The following is a 14,303-nucleotide window of genomic DNA, read 5'->3' as shown; positions in this document are numbered from 1 at the left end:
CGTTATCCGGATTTGAGCGTCCTCTGAGCGAACACAGAACCCACACACATCAGGGCATATGTCAGGGGAGCAGGGTGGAGATGAGCGTTTCCTGGAGGCCGCCCAGCCACAGATAGGCCATCACCATCGGCTTGCGCGGGTCGTCGTCCGGGAGCCGGTAGAGCAGATCGGTGTCGTCCTCGTCGGAGATGTCCAGCCGCGAGCCGATCGCCAGCCGGAGGTCGTTGAGGGCGCCGAGCCACCGCTGGGCCTCCTCGGGCGACAGTTTGAGGACCGCCCCGCCCTCCCCCTCCGGCGCGAGCGCGTCCAGGGAGCGGATCACGGCGAGGGCGTTGTCGCGCTTGCCGGCGCGCAGGTCGTTCTCGGTGTAACGGCGGAACTCGGCGGAGTGCGCCCGCTCCTCCTCGGCCCGCTGGGGACCCGGGGTGCCCTCCGGGTCGCCGTAGGCGTCGGGGAAGAGCCGACGCAGGACCGGGTCGGCGGGCGGTTCGCTCGGGCCCTCGGAGAAGAGCTCGGCGAGCGGGTCGTCGGGGGCGTCCTCGGCGGGGCCCGGGCCGATGAGTTCCAGCAGCTGGACGGCCAGCGACCGGATGATGGAGATCTCGACGTCGTCGAGGGCGACGGCCGCGCCGCCGCCGGGGAGCGGTTCGAAGGTTCCTGGCATCAGGGCGTATCGCTACTTCCGGTCCTGCGGGCGGGGTCGGGTCATTTCCGGTCCTGCTGAAGCGTGGCCCACAGGCCGTAGCCGTGCATGGCCTGCACGTCGCGTTCCATCTCCTCACGCGTGCCGCTGGAGACGACCGCCCGACCCTTGTGGTGGACGTCGAGCATGAGCTTGGTGGCCTTGTCCTTGGAGTAGCCGAAGTACGTCTGGAAGACGTACGTCACATAGCTCATGAGGTTGACCGGGTCGTTGTGGACGATGGTGACCCAGGGGACGTCCGGCTCGGGGACGGCGAAGACCTCCTCCGCCGACTCGGTACGTTCGATCTCCAGGGGCGCGGGTGACGTCACAAGGCCCATGCTGCCACGCATTCTAGAAATCGTCACACCGACGAAAAGGGAGTACGATCTCTAGTCATGAACACAGCGGACCTTGGACTGCCGGAAGAAGAAGGGCGCGAAGCGCTTCCTCAGAAGGACGGTGGTGGGCGACGGGTGGGCGTTCCCTCCACGGCGCTCTTCACGGACCAGTACGAGTTGACGATGCTGCAGGCCGCGCTGAAGGCGGGCACCGCCGGGCGGCGGTCGGTGTTCGAGGTCTTCACCCGGCGGCTGCCGGAGGGCCGGCGCTACGGAGTCGTCGCGGGCACCGGGCGTGTCCTGGACGCCGTGGAGAACTTCCGCTTCGACGCGGACGTCCTCGGCTTCCTGCGCGAGCGGCAGATCGTGGACGAGGAGACCCTGGACTGGCTCGGCGCGTACCGCTTCTCGGGTGACATCTGGGGTTACCCCGAGGGCGAGGTGTACTTCCCCGGCTCCCCGATCATGCGCGTCGAGGGCTCCTTCGCGGAGTGCGTGCTCCTGGAGACCGTGATCCTCTCCATCCTCAACCACGACTCCGCGATCGCGGCCGCCGCCTCCCGGATGTCCTCGGCCGCCGGGGAGCGGCCGCTGATCGAGATGGGCGCCCGCCGTACTCACGAGCTGGCCGCCGTCGCCGCGTCCCGCGCCGCGTACATCGGTGGCTTCACCACCACCTCCGACCTCGCCGCCGGCTTCCGCTACGGAATCCCGACGGTGGGCACGTCCGCCCACGCCTTCACCCTGCTGCACGACACCGAACGGGACGCCTTCACGGCCCAGGTCGACTCGCTGGGCCGGGGCACGACCCTGCTCGTCGACACCTACGACGTCACCGAGGCCGTGCGGCTGGCCGTCGAGGTGGCCGGGCCCGAGCTGGGCGCCGTCCGCATCGACTCCGGGGACCTGCTGCTCGTCGCGCACCGGGTGCGCCAGCAGCTGGACGCGCTGGGCGCGACCGACACGAAGATCATCGTGACCTCCGACCTCGACGAGTACGCGATCGCCTCGCTGGCCGCGGCGCCCGTCGACGCGTACGGCGTCGGCACGCAGCTGGTGACCGGGTCCGGGCACCCGACGGCCTCGATGGTCTACAAGCTGGTCGCCCGCGCCGAGACCGCCGACCCGGAGGCACCGCTGGTGCCGGTGGCGAAGAAGTCGTCCGGCGGCAAGACCTCCATCGGCGGCCGCAAGTGGGCCGCGCGGCGGCTGGACGCGTACGGGGCGGCGGAGGCCGAGGTCGTCGGCACCGGCCCGGTGCCTCCCGAGCTGGCGGACCTCCGGCTCCTGGTCGAGCTGGTCAAGGGCGGCGAGGTCGTCGCCCACGAGCCGCTGGACGTCGTCCGCGACCGTCACACGGCGGCCCGCGGCGGCCTACCGCTGTCGGCGACCCAGCTGTCCCGAGGGGAACCCGTGATTCCGACGGAGTACGTGCAGGGGCAGTCGGGTAGCTAGAGCAAGTGCCGCATACGCCCCCTTGACGCCCCCTCCCGCACCGCCCAGGAAGTCTCTAGGCTCGGAAGCTTCTGAAACTCACGGCCGGGCCAGCACCCCATCACCGAGATCCCACAGTCGAAGGACACCGACCATGCGCCGCGCCTTGATCGTCGTAGACGTGCAGAACGACTTCTGCGAGGGGGGCAGTCTCGCGGTGGCCGGGGGTGCCGACGTCGCCGCCGCCATCACCGAACTCATCGGGCAGGCGCCGGCCGGCTACCGGCATGTCGTGGCCACCCGCGACCACCACATCGCACCCGGCGGTCACTTCGCCGACAACCCCGACTTCGTCCGCTCCTGGCCCGCGCACTGCGTCGCGGGTACGGAGGGTGTCGGCTTCCACCCGAACTTCGCGCCCGCGGTCGCGTCCGGGGCGATCGACGCGGTCTTCGACAAGGGGGCCTACGCGGCCGCCTACAGCGGGTTCGAGGGCACCGACGAGAACGGGGTGAAGCTGAGCGACTGGCTGCGCGCCCGGGAGATCGACGAGGTGGACGTCGTGGGCATAGCGACCGACCACTGCGTGAAGGCCACCGCCCTGGACGCGGCCCGCGAGGGCTTCCGCACCCAGGTCCTGCTGGACCTCACCGCCGGAGTGGCCGAGGAGACCACCGACCGAGCGCTGGGCGAGCTGCGCGCGGCCGGGGTGGAGCTCTCCGGGAAGCCGGTGGTGTAGCGGCTCCCCGGCCGCGGCGCGGGACTCACGGGGGCTCACGGGGGTCATGTCTGGGGCGTGGGCCGCCTCAGGAGGGAGCGGATCGGGCGCCACAGTTCGATGACCGTGACCCCGTTGTCGGGGGCCGTGCGCCATATCAGGCCGTCGGGGTGGTGCAGGACGGCCGTGATCTCGTCCGGGGTGGGCGGGGCGGCGTTGCCCCGCAGGTAGATCGCGCGCATGCCGAGGTTGCGGAGCCTGGTCAGGGCCCGGGCGCGGTTCTGCGCGTGGACGAGCACGCGCACTCCCCCGGGAGCGGTGCTCCCGGCGAAGCCGTCGGCGGCGGGGCTGGGCAGGTTGAGTGCCACCACCACCATGCCGTTCGGCAACTTGCAGAAGCCTCCTGCGGCCATGCGGTCAGACCCCCGTGCGCGTCGGTGTCGACGTCGGTGTCAACGTCGGTGTCAATAAGGAAACCACAGCACGCACCTAAACACGATCGGCGGCGACCCGCCAGGGGGTCGCCGCCGATGCGCTTCTGACCTGCGGAAACGTCGACTACTTCGCGGACGGTCCGACCTGGAGCGAGATCGTCGAGCCGTCGGCCGGCTCCTGAGTGATCTTGATCCGGGTGTTGGTGTCAGTGACCTTGACGCCCGCGAGCGGGGTCTTCGGGTCGTAGTACGTCGACGTGCCGTCGTCGAAGACCGGGACGCCGGCCCTCGCCTTGACCTTGGTCGCCGCGCCCGCCTTGTGGAGCGTGAACGCGTCGGTCAGGTAGCGGCTGAAGGTCGAGTCGAAGGACTGGACCCGGTTGGGCATGAACGTGCCGTCGGACCACTTCATCGCCTGCGGGTGGGAGTCGACCGGAAGGATCAGGCCGGTGCCCTTGTGCTGGCTGGTGTTGTTGTCCGCCTGGGAGGTGTCCCACTTCCAGATGAGCAGACCGTTCTGGTACGCGTAGTGCTCGACCCAGGACGGCTTGGTCGACGTGAAGCCGAAGTTGTACGGGCCGACCTTGAGGGTCTTGTCGTACGACACGTACTGGCGGTTCTCGGCGATGTAGTACTGCGGGTAGTCGTCCGTGATGGACGCGCCGATGCGGGTGAAGCCGTTCGCCGTCCAGCCCGCGTCCTGGGACTCGGCGTTGTCGGCGAAGACGGTCGCGCCGTTCGCGGTGACGGTGATCTCGTCGGCCGCGAAGCCCTGCTGGGCCACACCGCCGTCGGTCTGGTAGCGGAAGCGCAGGTCGATCTTCTTGCCCGCGTACGCGTCCAGCGGGTACGTCAGCTTCTGGTACGCCGTGACCGTGCCGGTGAGGACGGGCTTGCCGCTGCCGTCACGGGGGATGGCGGTGCCGTCGGCCAGCTTGCCGTCGACGGGCGTCCAGTTGGCGCCGCCGTCGGTGGACACCTCGGTGTAGACGTAGTCGAAGTCCTTCTCGGTGTCCCACCAGCCGTCGAGGGTGAGGCTCGCGGTGGTCTTGCCGGTCAGGTCGACCGAGCGGGACAGGGTGTTGCGCAGGTCGTTGCCGCTGCCGCTCCACCACTGGGTGGCGCCCTGCGCGGGGGTCACGACCTTGGTGGTGACGCGCTTGTCCGGCAGCGTGACCACGAGGGCCTGCGGGTTCGCGGTGTTGTACTCCGCGACGCCCAGCTTGTGGTTGGACCGGACGCCGGCCTTGGCCACGTCGTAGTCGAGCCAGCCGAGCTGGAGCTTGTCCCAGGCGTTCATGTCGCCGGGCAGGTCGCCGATGGCCTCCTTGCCGGTGCCGAGCCAGGAGCCGGACGACATCAGGGTCCAGAAACCGGTGGAGTTGTCGCCGCCGCCGGAGGTGTCGTACTCGTCGGGCAGGCCGAGGTCGTGGCCGTACTCGTGGGCGTAGACACCGAGTCCGCCGTTCTCCGGCTGGATGGTGTAGTCGCCGACCCAGATGCCGGTGTTGCCGATCTGGGTGCCGCCGAGCTTGTTGGTGGCCGGGCCGGTGGTGCCGGAGTCGGTGCCGAAGGCGTACCAGCGGTGGGCCCAGATGGCGTCCTCACCCTGGGCGCCGCCGCCGGCCGACTCGTCCTCACCGGCGTGCACGATCTGGAAGTGGTCGATGTAGCCGTCGGGCTCGTTGAAGTCGCCGTCGCCGTCGAAGTCGTAACGGTCCCACTGGTCGAAGGCGGCCAGTTCCTTCTTGATCTTGGCGGGGCTGTCACCGGCCGCCTTGCGCTGGGCGACCCAGGCGTTGACGCCGTCCTGCACGGCGTACCAGGCGCCGGTGGAGGCGTCGTTGGAGCCGTAGCGGGCCTCGTTGTAGGGGACCTTGACCCAGTCGGTGACCTCACCGTCGACCGAGTAGCGGCCCGAGGACTGCTTCTCGTAGTACTTCTTCAGCGACTCGGTGTTCTTGCCGGCGCCGAAGTACAGGTCCTGGAAGTGCTTCTGGTCGTAGTCCGCCTGCCAGGCGGTGCTGTTGTCCTGCTTGCGGTCCGGCTTGGCTATCTTGTTGTGCAGCGGGCCGGGGGTGCCGCCGTAGCGGCTGTCGACCTTGTCGCCGAACTCCACGAGGATCGTGAAGATCTTGTCGGTCTTCTCGCGGCCGAGCTCGACGTACTTGCTGTCGCCCTTGGTGCTCTTGAGCTGGACGACCTTCGAGCCCTCGCGGTCCTTGACCTTGGCCTTGCCGGATATGACCTGCTTCAGGGCCTCTTCCCGCTGGGCCTCCTGAGTCTTGCTCAGCGGCCCGTCGAAGTCGTGTTCCTTCATCTTGGCCGGCTGCGGGTCGTGCCGGTCCACTGCGGGTGTACCTGCCGACGCGTGGTCGGCGGCCTGTGCCACGGCGAACGTCGAGAACGTCGCCGAGGCCGCCGCGAGCGCGACGACCGTCGCGGCGGCCCTGAAAGTCCAGGGTCTGCTGGTCACTTGCTGTCCTCCCCTGACGCGCCCGTACGCGCGGAAGGGGGGTCCCTGGTCATGGAAGTCCGCGCGCGGTTATACGCGTGTAGTCAAGTGACGACATTTGACTACTGGTTGGCAAGAAAAGACAGACCTTGACTTGAGCAGGTCAAGTGCATTATTGGGAGCCCACGTCCGCATTGCGAACACATGACCTTGGCATAACCGGCGCGCGGGTTCGTCCACTTACTGGACGGCATGACTCCGTGCGCCCCCCGTGCACCGGTAGTGTTGGTTAGGTCACGCTTACTGTTCGATCTGTTCGGGCATGCAGCCGAGTAGGACACCCCCACTTCGAGGACACGATTGCCATGCCTCGTCCGACTGCCGCACAGATCGCCTACGGTTCGTGCACCGTGATCTTCTCGACGCTCGCCATGCTGTTGCTGTCGCAGACGAGTTCGGGTGGGGGGATCGCGGTCATCGCCCTGGCCGCACTCGCCCTAGGGCTCCTCGTCGCCATGACGGTACCCCTGCCGAAGCAGGCCCCCCGGGCCGCGGCGACGTCCCCGGCACCACAGCCCGTGGCGGCCTCGGTCACGGCGGGCACACCGGAACCGGTGCGCGAGACGTCCGCTCCCTGAACCCGCCGTAGTCCTTGGGCTCATGTCATCGTGACCACCACGGTCTTCGCCGCCTTGTCGTGCAGTCCCTGCTTGTACGGCTTGTCGAAGAAGCTCCAGCCGCCACAGATGATGGTCCAGACGCAGGCGCAGCAGAACGCGAACGGCAGCCACAGCACCGACGCGCGCACCAGTGACGTCTGCACGGACGGAGTGGCGCCGTTGTCGAGGTTCGCCACCCGCATGCCCAGCCACTTCTTGCCCAGCGTCTGTCCCGACCTGCTGATCAGGAAGGTGTCGTACGCGATGTAGAGCACGGCGGCGACCACGGACTGGCCCAGGGACTTGCCGACCTCGATGCGGTCGCTGTCCACGTTGTACTCGTGGACGTTGAACCCCCAGGTGACCAGCCAGACCACGATGCCGACGAGGATCATGTCGATGATGCGCGCGAGGGTGCGCTTGCCGCTGTCGGCGAGCGGGGGCATGCCCGCGAGCGGATCACCCGGGTGCGGGCCCCCGCCGTACGGGCCGCCCGGGCCCTGTCCGTACGGAGGGGGCGGCGGCTGACCCCCGTGCGGGGCGTCGTACGGCGAACCGGCACCCTCGCCCTGCGGGGGCCGCTTCCTGAAGCGGTCGTCGTCTTCCGGCGGCTGGTCTCCGGAGCCGGGAGGCGGTTCGGTGGTCATGGCCCGAGTGCACCGCGAACCCACCGGCTCCGCATCCGGCGGGCCGCCGTCCGGAGTACGGCTCCGCTAGACGCGGCCGGCGACGAAGGTGCGCGCGGCCTTGTCGTGCCAGCACTGGTGCCAGGGCCGGTCGAACAGGCACCAGAGCACTCCGAGGACACCGATGCCGAGCAGGCCGGGGACGCTGTAGACCAGCCAGCGGCGCAGGGCACCGCCGAAGGTGGGCGGTTCGTGCGCCTCGATGTCCCGCACCTCCAGACCCAGCAGCTTCTTGCCCAGGGTGCGGCCCCACTTGGCGGTGGGCACCGCCTCGTAGAGGACGCCGAACACGAGCAGGACGGCGAGGACGATGCCGAGGTAGGTCGCCGTCGTGCCGTCGAGCAGCCAGACCGTGACGGTGCGGCCGGAGAGCTTGGCCTCGTCGATCTTCTCGTTGACGTGGTCGAGCGCCTTGACGCCGAGCGGGACGGCGGCCGCGGCGGCGACGGCGGCGAGGACGACGGTGTCGATGAGCCGGGCGACGAGCCGCTTGCCCATTCCCGCGGGACGCGCCGCCGCCTGCCGTCGCGCGGCCGCCTGGAACATGTCCTCGACGGGCGGCTTCCAGGGTGCGACGCGTTGCTCGTCCTCCCCCGCCTCCGCCAGCCGGTGCACCTGCTGCGCCCATGACTGCTGCCCACCCCCGACGTCGGCGGCCATCGGGGTGGAGGCCGCCACCTGCGCGGGGGCGGCCTGTTGGGGGACGACGCTCGGGGCGCCGGCGGAGTTCGGGATGTTCGGGGTGTTCGGGGTGTTCGGGATGTCGGTGCTGTGTGGGGCAGCCTGGGCCTGCGCCGCACGCTCGGCCGCCGCCTTGCCCGCGCCGAAGCCGGGGCCGGCACCCGCTCCGGGAGCCCCCATACCGACCGGGCCTTGCGTACCGAACCCCGCCGCCGCCCCCTGGGATGCTCCCGGGCCCCCGCCCCGCGGCCCCTGCTGTGACTGTTGGCGGCGGAACGTCATCGTGCCGTCGTCGGGGACGGGCGGGGTGTCGTTTCTGGGGCGGCGGAAGACGAAGGTGCTGCCGGAGGCCGGGTTGCCGGGGCCCGGGGACGGTTCGGGGCCGGTGGGCGGGATCGTGGCCGTGCCGTCGGTGTGGGCGGAGTGGCCGTCGGGCTGGGACGGGGTTCCGGACGGCACCCTGGGATCGGCGCCCTGCGGTGCGCCCCACGACACCCGCCGGTCCTGCTCCCCGCCGAAGCCGGACTGTCGGGAGCGTTCGGCGCCCCACGCGGACGCCGGCTCGGGACGGTTGCCGTACTGCTGCTCGTCGCCCGCGGCGGGCGCCGGTTCCGGGTCCTCGTCGAAGAAGTGCGGCCCCGTCTCCTCCACGGAGGACGGGGGCGTGAGCGGTTCGCCGTCGGACGGCGCCGGACGGCTGGTGCCCGGCACCCAGGCGGAGCCGTTCCAGTACCGGACGTATCCAGGGATGGACGGGTCAGGGTAATACCCTTCGCGGGGCCTGTCGTCGCCGGGTGCCGGGGTTGGGGCGCTCATGTCCGTCGTCCCGTATCTGCTCGGGGGTCGTTGAGGGGCTCCACATCTATCATCCCGGCGCACGCCGCAGCGCCTGTCCTGTCGTACCCACTCCTTTCCGGGCAACCTCGTACACGTACTTCACACGAGCGGAACGCAGTCGGAAGAAAATCCCGCCGAACCCGCGTAATGCTTTGGGCCGAACCCCCTCTCTCCCGGCACGGGCCCGCCCACAGGGCCGTAGGAGAGAGGACGTACGACCATGCAGCACACCGTGGTGGAACGCGAGTTGGAGATCAGACTCGTCCTGTCGCCGGAGCGCAGCATCCCGGTCCCGGCCAGACTGGCCTACCGCAGCGAAGACCCGTTCGCCGTCCACGTCACCTTCCACATCACCTCCGAGCACCCGGTGGAGTGGACGTTCGCGCGTGAACTCCTGGTCGAGGGGGTGTTCCGGCCGTGCGGGAACGGGGACGTGCGGGTGTGGCCCACGAAGGTGGACGGTCGCGCCGTCGTCCTGATGGCGCTGAGTTCACCCGAGGGGGACGCACTGCTCCAGGCGCCCGCCGCGCCGGTGTCGGCCTGGCTGGAGCGGACGCTGCGGGTGGTGCCACCGGGCACCGAGGCCGAGCAGCTGGGGCTGGACGACGCCCTGGCCCAGCTGCTCGCGCGGTGAGTCAGAACAGCTTGCCGGGATTGAGGATGCCCAGCGGGTCGAAGACCTGTTTGACGGCCCGCTGCATCTCCACGCCCACGGGGCCGATCTCGCGCGCCAGCCACTCCTTCTTCAGTACGCCGACGCCGTGCTCACCGGTGATGGTGCCGCCGAGTTCCAGGCCGAGCGCCATGATCTCGTCGAAGGACTCGCGGGCGCGCCGGGACTCGTCGGGGTCCTGGGCGTCGAAGCAAACGGTGGGGTGGGTGTTGCCGTCACCCGCGTGGGCGACGACGCCGATGGTCAGCCGGTGCTTCTCGGCGATGCGCTCGACCCCGTCGAGCATGTCGCCGAGCCGGGAGCGGGGCACGCACACGTCGTCGATCATCGTGGTGCCCTTGACCGCCTCCAGCGCGACGAGCGAGGAGCGCCGTGCCTGGAGGAGCAGTTCGGACTCGGCCGCGTCCTCGGCCGGTACGACCTGGGTGGCGCCGGCGGCCTCGCACAGCGCGCCGACGGCGGCGAGGTCGGCGGCCGGGTCGGTGGTGTCGAAGGCGGCGAGGAGCAGGGCCTCGGTGGTCTCGGGGAGGCCCATGTGGGTGAGGTCGTTGACGGCCTTCACCGTCGTACGGTCCATCAGTTCGAGGAGGGACGGGACGTGCCCGCCCGCCATGATCCGGCACACCGCGTCGCAGGCGGCGGCGCCGGAGGCGAACTCGGCGGCCAGCACCAGCTGCCCGGGCGGCTGCGGCTTCAGGGCGAGGGTCGCCCGTACGACGATGCCGAGGGAGCCCTCGGAGCCGACGAAGAGGCGGGTGAGGTCGTACCCGGCGACGCCCTTGGCGGTGCGGCGGCCGGTGGACATCAGCCGCCCGTCGGCGAGCACCACGTCGAGACCGAGAACGTACTCGGCGGTCACCCCGTACTTCACGCAGCACAGCCCGCCGGACGCGGTGCCGATGTTGCCGCCGATGGTGCACATCTCCCAGCTGGAGGGGTCGGGAGGGTAGGCGAGTCCGTGCTCGGCGACCGCGCGGGAGAGGGCTGCGTTGACGACGCCCGGTTCGACGACGGCGATGCGGTCGACGGGGTTGATCTCCAGGATGCGGTCCATCTTGGTGAGGGACAGCACGACGCAGCCGTCGGAGGCGTTCGCGGCGCCCGACAGGCCGGTGCGGGCGCCCTGTGGGACGACCGGGACGCGCAGCTCGGTCGCGACGCGCATGACGTGCTGGACGTGTTCGACCGTGCGGGGCAGGACGACGACCGCGGGGGTGCCGGCCGGGCAGAAGCTGGCCATGTCGTTGGCGTAGGAGGCGGTGACGTCGGGGTCGGTGTGGATCGCCTCGGCGGGCAGGCCGCTCAGCAGGCGGTCGACGAGGCTGCCCGTTGTCGCCGTGTCCTCGGTGCGGGGCGCTTCGAAACGGCTCATGATCACAGGTTCGCACCCGGGGCCATCGGTGTGAACCCCGCCCACGGCCCCCTTGGGCCGCCGGGGTGCGCTCGTCGTGCTGCCGCACAGTGAGCGCCATGGAGAACGAACAGGGCGCGGTGAGGCAGGGGCGCGGGCGGGTGCTCAGGCGGACGCTCGTCGTCTTGCTCTCGGTGGGTGCGGTCGTCGGCGCGGTGCTGCTGTTCCTGCAGGGTGGACGGCAGACCGCTCGGCCGGTGGGCCCGGCTCCGGGAGCGCAGGCGGGTTCGGCGGTACGGGCCGGGGTGCCGGCCGCGCTGCCCGATCTGGCGGTGCTGATCAGCGAGCGCGAGGCGCGGCTGCGGAAGCATCCCAAGGACGCGCGGTCATGGGCGGTGCTCGGGGCGGCCTACGTCGAGCAGGGCCGGCGGACCGCCGACGCCGCCGCGTACTACCCGAAGGCCGAGCGGGCGCTGCGGACGTCGTTGACGGTGCGCCCGCGGCGCAACCCGGAGGCGCTGGACGGCCTGGCGGCGCTGGCCGTGGCGCGCCGGGACTTCCGGGCGGCGCGGCAGCTGGGCGAGGCCGCGCTGAAGGCGGACCGGAAGCGGTGGACGGCGTATCCCCCGCTGATCGACGCCTACACCGGGCTCGGCGACCACAAGGCGGCGAAGCGGGCGCTGGACCGCTTGGTCGAGCTGCACTCCGGGCCGGTCGTCCTGGCGCGGGCCGCGGCCGTCTACCGGGACCAGGGCTGGCGGGAGGACGCGGCGGCCGCGCTGTCGGACGCGGTGGCGCAGGCGCAGGCGCCGGCCGAGCGGGCGGCGTGGCTGGAGCGGGCCGGGCAGCTGGCGTGGGAGCGCGGTGAGCGGGAGGCCGCGCTGCGGCACTTCGAGGAGGCGGTGCGGCTCGACCCTGACCAGCGGGCCGCGCAGGCCGGGCAGGGGCGGGCGCTGGCGGCGCTGGGGCGGACGTCGGAGGCGCTGAGCGCGTACCGGGTGGCGCTCGCGGGGCAGCCGGTGCCGCAGTACGCGCTGGAGCTGGGCGAGCTGTACGAGTCGCTGGGGCTGTCGCAGGCGGCGAAGGTGCAGTACGACCTGCTGCGCGACCGGGTGCGGCGGGAGGCGGCGGGCGGGGTCGACGGGGATCTGGTCCTCGGGGTGTTCGAGGCGGACCACGGCGACCCGCTGACGGCGGTGCGGCTGCTGCGCGAGGAGTGGGCGCGGCAGCCGGGGATCGAGGTGGCGGACGCGCTCGGATGGGCGCTGCACCGGGCCGGGGAGAGCAAGGAGGGGCTGCGGTTCGCGGCGGTCGCCACGGACCGGGCCCACGGGGGCATGGTGCGCAGCGCGTCGTACCTGTACCACCGGGGCATGATCGAGCGGCGGCTGCGGCTGGGCGGGCCGGCCCGCAGACACCTGGAGGAGGCGCTGCGGATCAACCCGTACTTCTCGCTGCTGGGCGCGCCCGCGGCACGCACGGCCCTGGCGGAACTCGGTGAGGCGCCGTGGACGGACGTGCCGGTGATGGACGACGGGGAGGAGCCGCAGGAGAAGGAGCCCGAAGCGGAGGAGCCCGAAGAGGAGGAGTGAGCGCCCGTTACAGGTTGCCGCGCTTGGCCTGCTCGCGTTCGATCGCCTCGAAGAGCGCCTTGAAGTTGCCCTTGCCGAAGCCCATCGAGCCGTGGCGTTCGATGAGTTCGAAGAAGACGGTCGGCCGGTCCTGGACCGGCTTGGTGAAGATCTGCAGCAGGTAGCCGTCCTCGTCGCGGTCGGCGAGGATCTTCAGTTCGCGCAGGGTCTCGACGGGGACGCGGGTGTCGCCGACCCACTCGCCGAGGGTGTCGTAGTACGAGTCGGGCGTGTCCAGGAACTGCACGCCGGCCGCCCGCATCGTCCGTACGGTCTGGACGATGTCGTTGGTGTTGAGCGCGATGTGCTGGACGCCCGCGCCGCCGTAGAACTCCAGGTACTCGTCGATCTGGGACTTCTTCTGGGCGACGGCGGGCTCGTTGATCGGGAACTTGACCTTGAGGGTGCCGTCGGCGACGACCTTCGACATCAGCGCGCTGTACTCGGTGGCGATGTCGTCGCCCACGAACTCCTTCATGTTCGTGAAGCCCATGACGTTGTTGTAGAACTCCACCCACTCGTTCATCCGGCCGAGCTCGACGTTGCCGACGCAGTGGTCGACGGCCTGGAAGGTGCGGTGGGCGGGCGGCTCGACCAGCGGGGCGGCGGCCTCGTAGCCGGGCAGGTAGGGGCCGTCGTAGCCACTGCGGTCGACGAGGGTGTGCCGGGTGCTGCCGTAGGTGGCGATGGCGGCGAGAACGACGGTGCCGTGCTCGTCCTTCAGCTCGTACGGCTCGGCGACGGAGCGGGCGCCGTGCTCGATGGCGTAGGCGTACGCGGCGCGCGCGTCCGGCACCTCGATGGCGAGGTCGACGACGCCGTCGCCGTGCTCGGCCACGTGCTCGGCGAGGAAGTGGCCCCAGGTGGTGGCGGGCTTGATGACCGAGGTGAACACGAAGCGGGCGGAGCCGTTCTCCAGTACGTAGCTCGCGGTCTCGCGGCTGCCGTTCTCCGGTCCGGAGTAGGCGACCAGCCGCATGCCGAAGGCCGTGCAGTAGTAGTGCGCCGCCTGCTTGGCGTTGCCCACGGCGAAGACGACCGCGTCCATTCCCTTCACCGGGAAGGGGTCGGCCTGCCGGGCGGTGTCGGGAGTGTGGTGTGTGGTCTGGGTCATGACGAAAGCGTCGCGCCGGTTCGCAAGGTGCGCAATAGTTTGCGTATCGACTGGGCAACCTGCTCAGCACCAGGCCGGTTGTATCGGTCTTTCTGTACATGATGACCATCCCCGGAGGTGCCGTGGCGATCGATCGGCTGGACGGCCGGATCATCGCGCTGCTGGCCCGCGAACCGCGTGTCGGCGTGCTGGAGATGTCACGGCGGCTCGGGGTGGCCCGGGGGACCGTGCAGGCGAGGCTGGACCGCCTTCAGTCGAATGGAGTCATCCGCGGCTTCGGGCCCGAGGTGGACCCGGCGGCGCTCGGCTATCCCGTGACCGCGTTCGCGACGCTCCAGATCCGGCAGGGGCAAGGGGCCGATGTACGGGCGCACTTGACGACCGTGCCGGAGGTGCTGGAACTGCACACGACCACCGGCAGCGGGGACATGCTGTGCCGTCTGGTGGCCCGCTCGAACGCCGATCTCCAGCGGGTCATCGACCTGGTCGTCGGCTTTGATGGGATCGTCCGGGCCTCCACCGCGATCGTGATGGAGAACCCCGTTCCGCTGCGGATCATCCCGCTGGTGGAGCAGGCGGCGGAGGGCACGGAACGGACTTAGCGGAG

The 14,303-nt window shown here is 70.7% G+C and carries 14 protein-coding genes; 6 read left to right on the top strand and 8 right to left on the bottom strand.

The genetic code is table 11. From position 1 onward, the window contains the following. Positions 1–61: 61 nt before the first annotated feature. Both IG99_RS18560 and clpS read right to left on the bottom strand, forming a co-directional pair. Positions 62–664, bottom strand: coding sequence for a DUF2017 domain-containing protein (locus tag IG99_RS18560; protein ID WP_037675398.1), 603 nt, complete (start codon positions 662–664; stop codon positions 62–64). Between the two features lie 41 nt (positions 665–705). Next, positions 706–1,023, bottom strand: a complete 318-nt coding sequence (gene clpS / locus IG99_RS18555) for an ATP-dependent Clp protease adapter ClpS (protein WP_037675463.1) — start codon at positions 1,021–1,023, stop codon at positions 706–708. A gap of 57 nt (positions 1,024–1,080) precedes the next feature. Between clpS and IG99_RS18550 the strand changes: the two genes are divergently transcribed. Further along, on the top strand, positions 1,081–2,478 hold the full coding sequence (locus IG99_RS18550) for a nicotinate phosphoribosyltransferase (RefSeq protein ID WP_394298035.1): 1,398 nt from the start codon (positions 1,081–1,083) through the stop codon (positions 2,476–2,478). 133 nt (positions 2,479–2,611) lie between these two features. Continuing rightward, positions 2,612–3,196 carry an isochorismatase family protein gene (locus IG99_RS18545; RefSeq protein WP_037675394.1) on the top strand — a complete coding sequence of 195 codons (585 nt, stop codon included), beginning with the start codon at positions 2,612–2,614 and terminating at the stop codon, positions 3,194–3,196. Between the two features lie 44 nt (positions 3,197–3,240). Here the strand turns inward: IG99_RS18545 and IG99_RS18540 are convergent, their stop codons facing one another. Together IG99_RS18540 and IG99_RS18535 are read right to left on the bottom strand one after the other, a co-directional pair. Next, a complete protein-coding gene (locus IG99_RS18540) occupies positions 3,241–3,588 on the bottom strand; it encodes a hypothetical protein (RefSeq protein ID WP_037675393.1) in 348 nt (115 codons plus the stop codon). A gap of 145 nt (positions 3,589–3,733) precedes the next feature. After that, positions 3,734–6,085, bottom strand: a complete 2,352-nt coding sequence (locus tag IG99_RS18535) for an immune inhibitor A domain-containing protein (protein WP_037675391.1) — start codon at positions 6,083–6,085, stop codon at positions 3,734–3,736. 344 nt (positions 6,086–6,429) lie between these two features. Here IG99_RS18535 and IG99_RS18530 point away from each other — a divergent pair, with 344 nt between their 5' ends. After that, the gene (locus tag IG99_RS18530; RefSeq protein ID WP_037675389.1) at positions 6,430–6,702 is read left to right on the top strand and encodes a hypothetical protein; all 273 of its coding nucleotides are present in this window, start codon (positions 6,430–6,432) and stop codon (positions 6,700–6,702) included. A gap of 20 nt (positions 6,703–6,722) precedes the next feature. Here the strand turns inward: IG99_RS18530 and IG99_RS18525 are convergent, their stop codons facing one another. Together IG99_RS18525 and IG99_RS18520 are read right to left on the bottom strand one after the other, a co-directional pair. Continuing rightward, on the bottom strand, positions 6,723–7,370 hold the full coding sequence (locus IG99_RS18525; RefSeq protein WP_037675388.1) for an RDD family protein: 648 nt from the start codon (positions 7,368–7,370) through the stop codon (positions 6,723–6,725). Positions 7,371–7,436: 66 nt separating this feature from the next. Next, entirely contained in the window at positions 7,437–8,906 is a 1,470-nt protein-coding gene (locus tag IG99_RS18520) for an RDD family protein (RefSeq protein WP_037675386.1), read from the bottom strand. A gap of 241 nt (positions 8,907–9,147) precedes the next feature. Here IG99_RS18520 and IG99_RS18515 point away from each other — a divergent pair, with 241 nt between their 5' ends. Beyond that, entirely contained in the window at positions 9,148–9,561 is a 414-nt protein-coding gene (locus IG99_RS18515; RefSeq protein WP_037675384.1) for an SsgA family sporulation/cell division regulator, read from the top strand. A 1-nt stretch (position 9,562) separates the two neighbouring features. Here the strand turns inward: IG99_RS18515 and IG99_RS18510 are convergent, their stop codons facing one another. Beyond that, the gene (locus IG99_RS18510) at positions 9,563–10,978 is read right to left on the bottom strand and encodes an FAD-binding oxidoreductase (protein ID WP_037675382.1); all 1,416 of its coding nucleotides are present in this window, start codon (positions 10,976–10,978) and stop codon (positions 9,563–9,565) included. Between the two features lie 92 nt (positions 10,979–11,070). Here IG99_RS18510 and IG99_RS18505 point away from each other — a divergent pair, with 92 nt between their 5' ends. Further along, positions 11,071–12,543 carry a tetratricopeptide repeat protein gene (locus IG99_RS18505; protein WP_037675379.1) on the top strand — a complete coding sequence of 491 codons (1,473 nt, stop codon included), beginning with the start codon at positions 11,071–11,073 and terminating at the stop codon, positions 12,541–12,543. A gap of 7 nt (positions 12,544–12,550) precedes the next feature. On the opposite strand, the gene hppD is transcribed toward IG99_RS18505, so the two are convergent. Then, a complete protein-coding gene (hppD, locus tag IG99_RS18500; RefSeq protein WP_037675377.1) occupies positions 12,551–13,696 on the bottom strand; it encodes a 4-hydroxyphenylpyruvate dioxygenase in 1,146 nt (381 codons plus the stop codon). A gap of 122 nt (positions 13,697–13,818) precedes the next feature. On the opposite strand from hppD, the gene IG99_RS18495 reads away from it, so the two are divergent. Then, the gene (locus IG99_RS18495; RefSeq protein ID WP_037675376.1) at positions 13,819–14,298 is read left to right on the top strand and encodes an Lrp/AsnC family transcriptional regulator; all 480 of its coding nucleotides are present in this window, start codon (positions 13,819–13,821) and stop codon (positions 14,296–14,298) included. The last annotated feature ends 5 nt before the right edge of the window (positions 14,299–14,303 follow it).

It is taken from the genome of Streptomyces griseus subsp. griseus (assembly GCF_000720255.1).
Lineage (GTDB): Bacteria > Actinomycetota > Actinomycetes > Streptomycetales > Streptomycetaceae > Streptomyces > Streptomyces griseus_I.
The sequence above is the reverse complement of the archived record's forward strand: the minus strand, read 5'-3'. Positions and strand labels throughout refer to the sequence as shown.

Bases quoted from the DNA above. Each gene is read 5' to 3' on its own strand.
- IG99_RS18560 (WP_037675398.1), bottom strand. From the start codon at position 664: ATGCCAGGAACCTTCGAACCGCTCCCCGGCGGCGGCGCGGCCGTCGCC.
- clpS (WP_037675463.1), bottom strand. From the start codon at position 1,023: ATGGGCCTTGTGACGTCACCCGCGCCCCTGGAGATCGAACGTACCGAG.
- IG99_RS18550 (WP_394298035.1), top strand. From the start codon at position 1,081: ATGAACACAGCGGACCTTGGACTGCCGGAAGAAGAAGGGCGCGAAGCG.
- IG99_RS18545 (WP_037675394.1), top strand. From the start codon at position 2,612: ATGCGCCGCGCCTTGATCGTCGTAGACGTGCAGAACGACTTCTGCGAG.
- IG99_RS18540 (WP_037675393.1), bottom strand. From the start codon at position 3,588: ATGGCCGCAGGAGGCTTCTGCAAGTTGCCGAACGGCATGGTGGTGGTG.
- IG99_RS18530 (WP_037675389.1), top strand. From the start codon at position 6,430: ATGCCTCGTCCGACTGCCGCACAGATCGCCTACGGTTCGTGCACCGTG.
- IG99_RS18525 (WP_037675388.1), bottom strand. From the start codon at position 7,370: ATGACCACCGAACCGCCTCCCGGCTCCGGAGACCAGCCGCCGGAAGAC.
- IG99_RS18520 (WP_037675386.1), bottom strand. From the start codon at position 8,906: ATGAGCGCCCCAACCCCGGCACCCGGCGACGACAGGCCCCGCGAAGGG.
- IG99_RS18515 (WP_037675384.1), top strand. From the start codon at position 9,148: ATGCAGCACACCGTGGTGGAACGCGAGTTGGAGATCAGACTCGTCCTG.
- IG99_RS18505 (WP_037675379.1), top strand. From the start codon at position 11,071: ATGGAGAACGAACAGGGCGCGGTGAGGCAGGGGCGCGGGCGGGTGCTC.
- hppD (WP_037675377.1), bottom strand. From the start codon at position 13,696: ATGACCCAGACCACACACCACACTCCCGACACCGCCCGGCAGGCCGAC.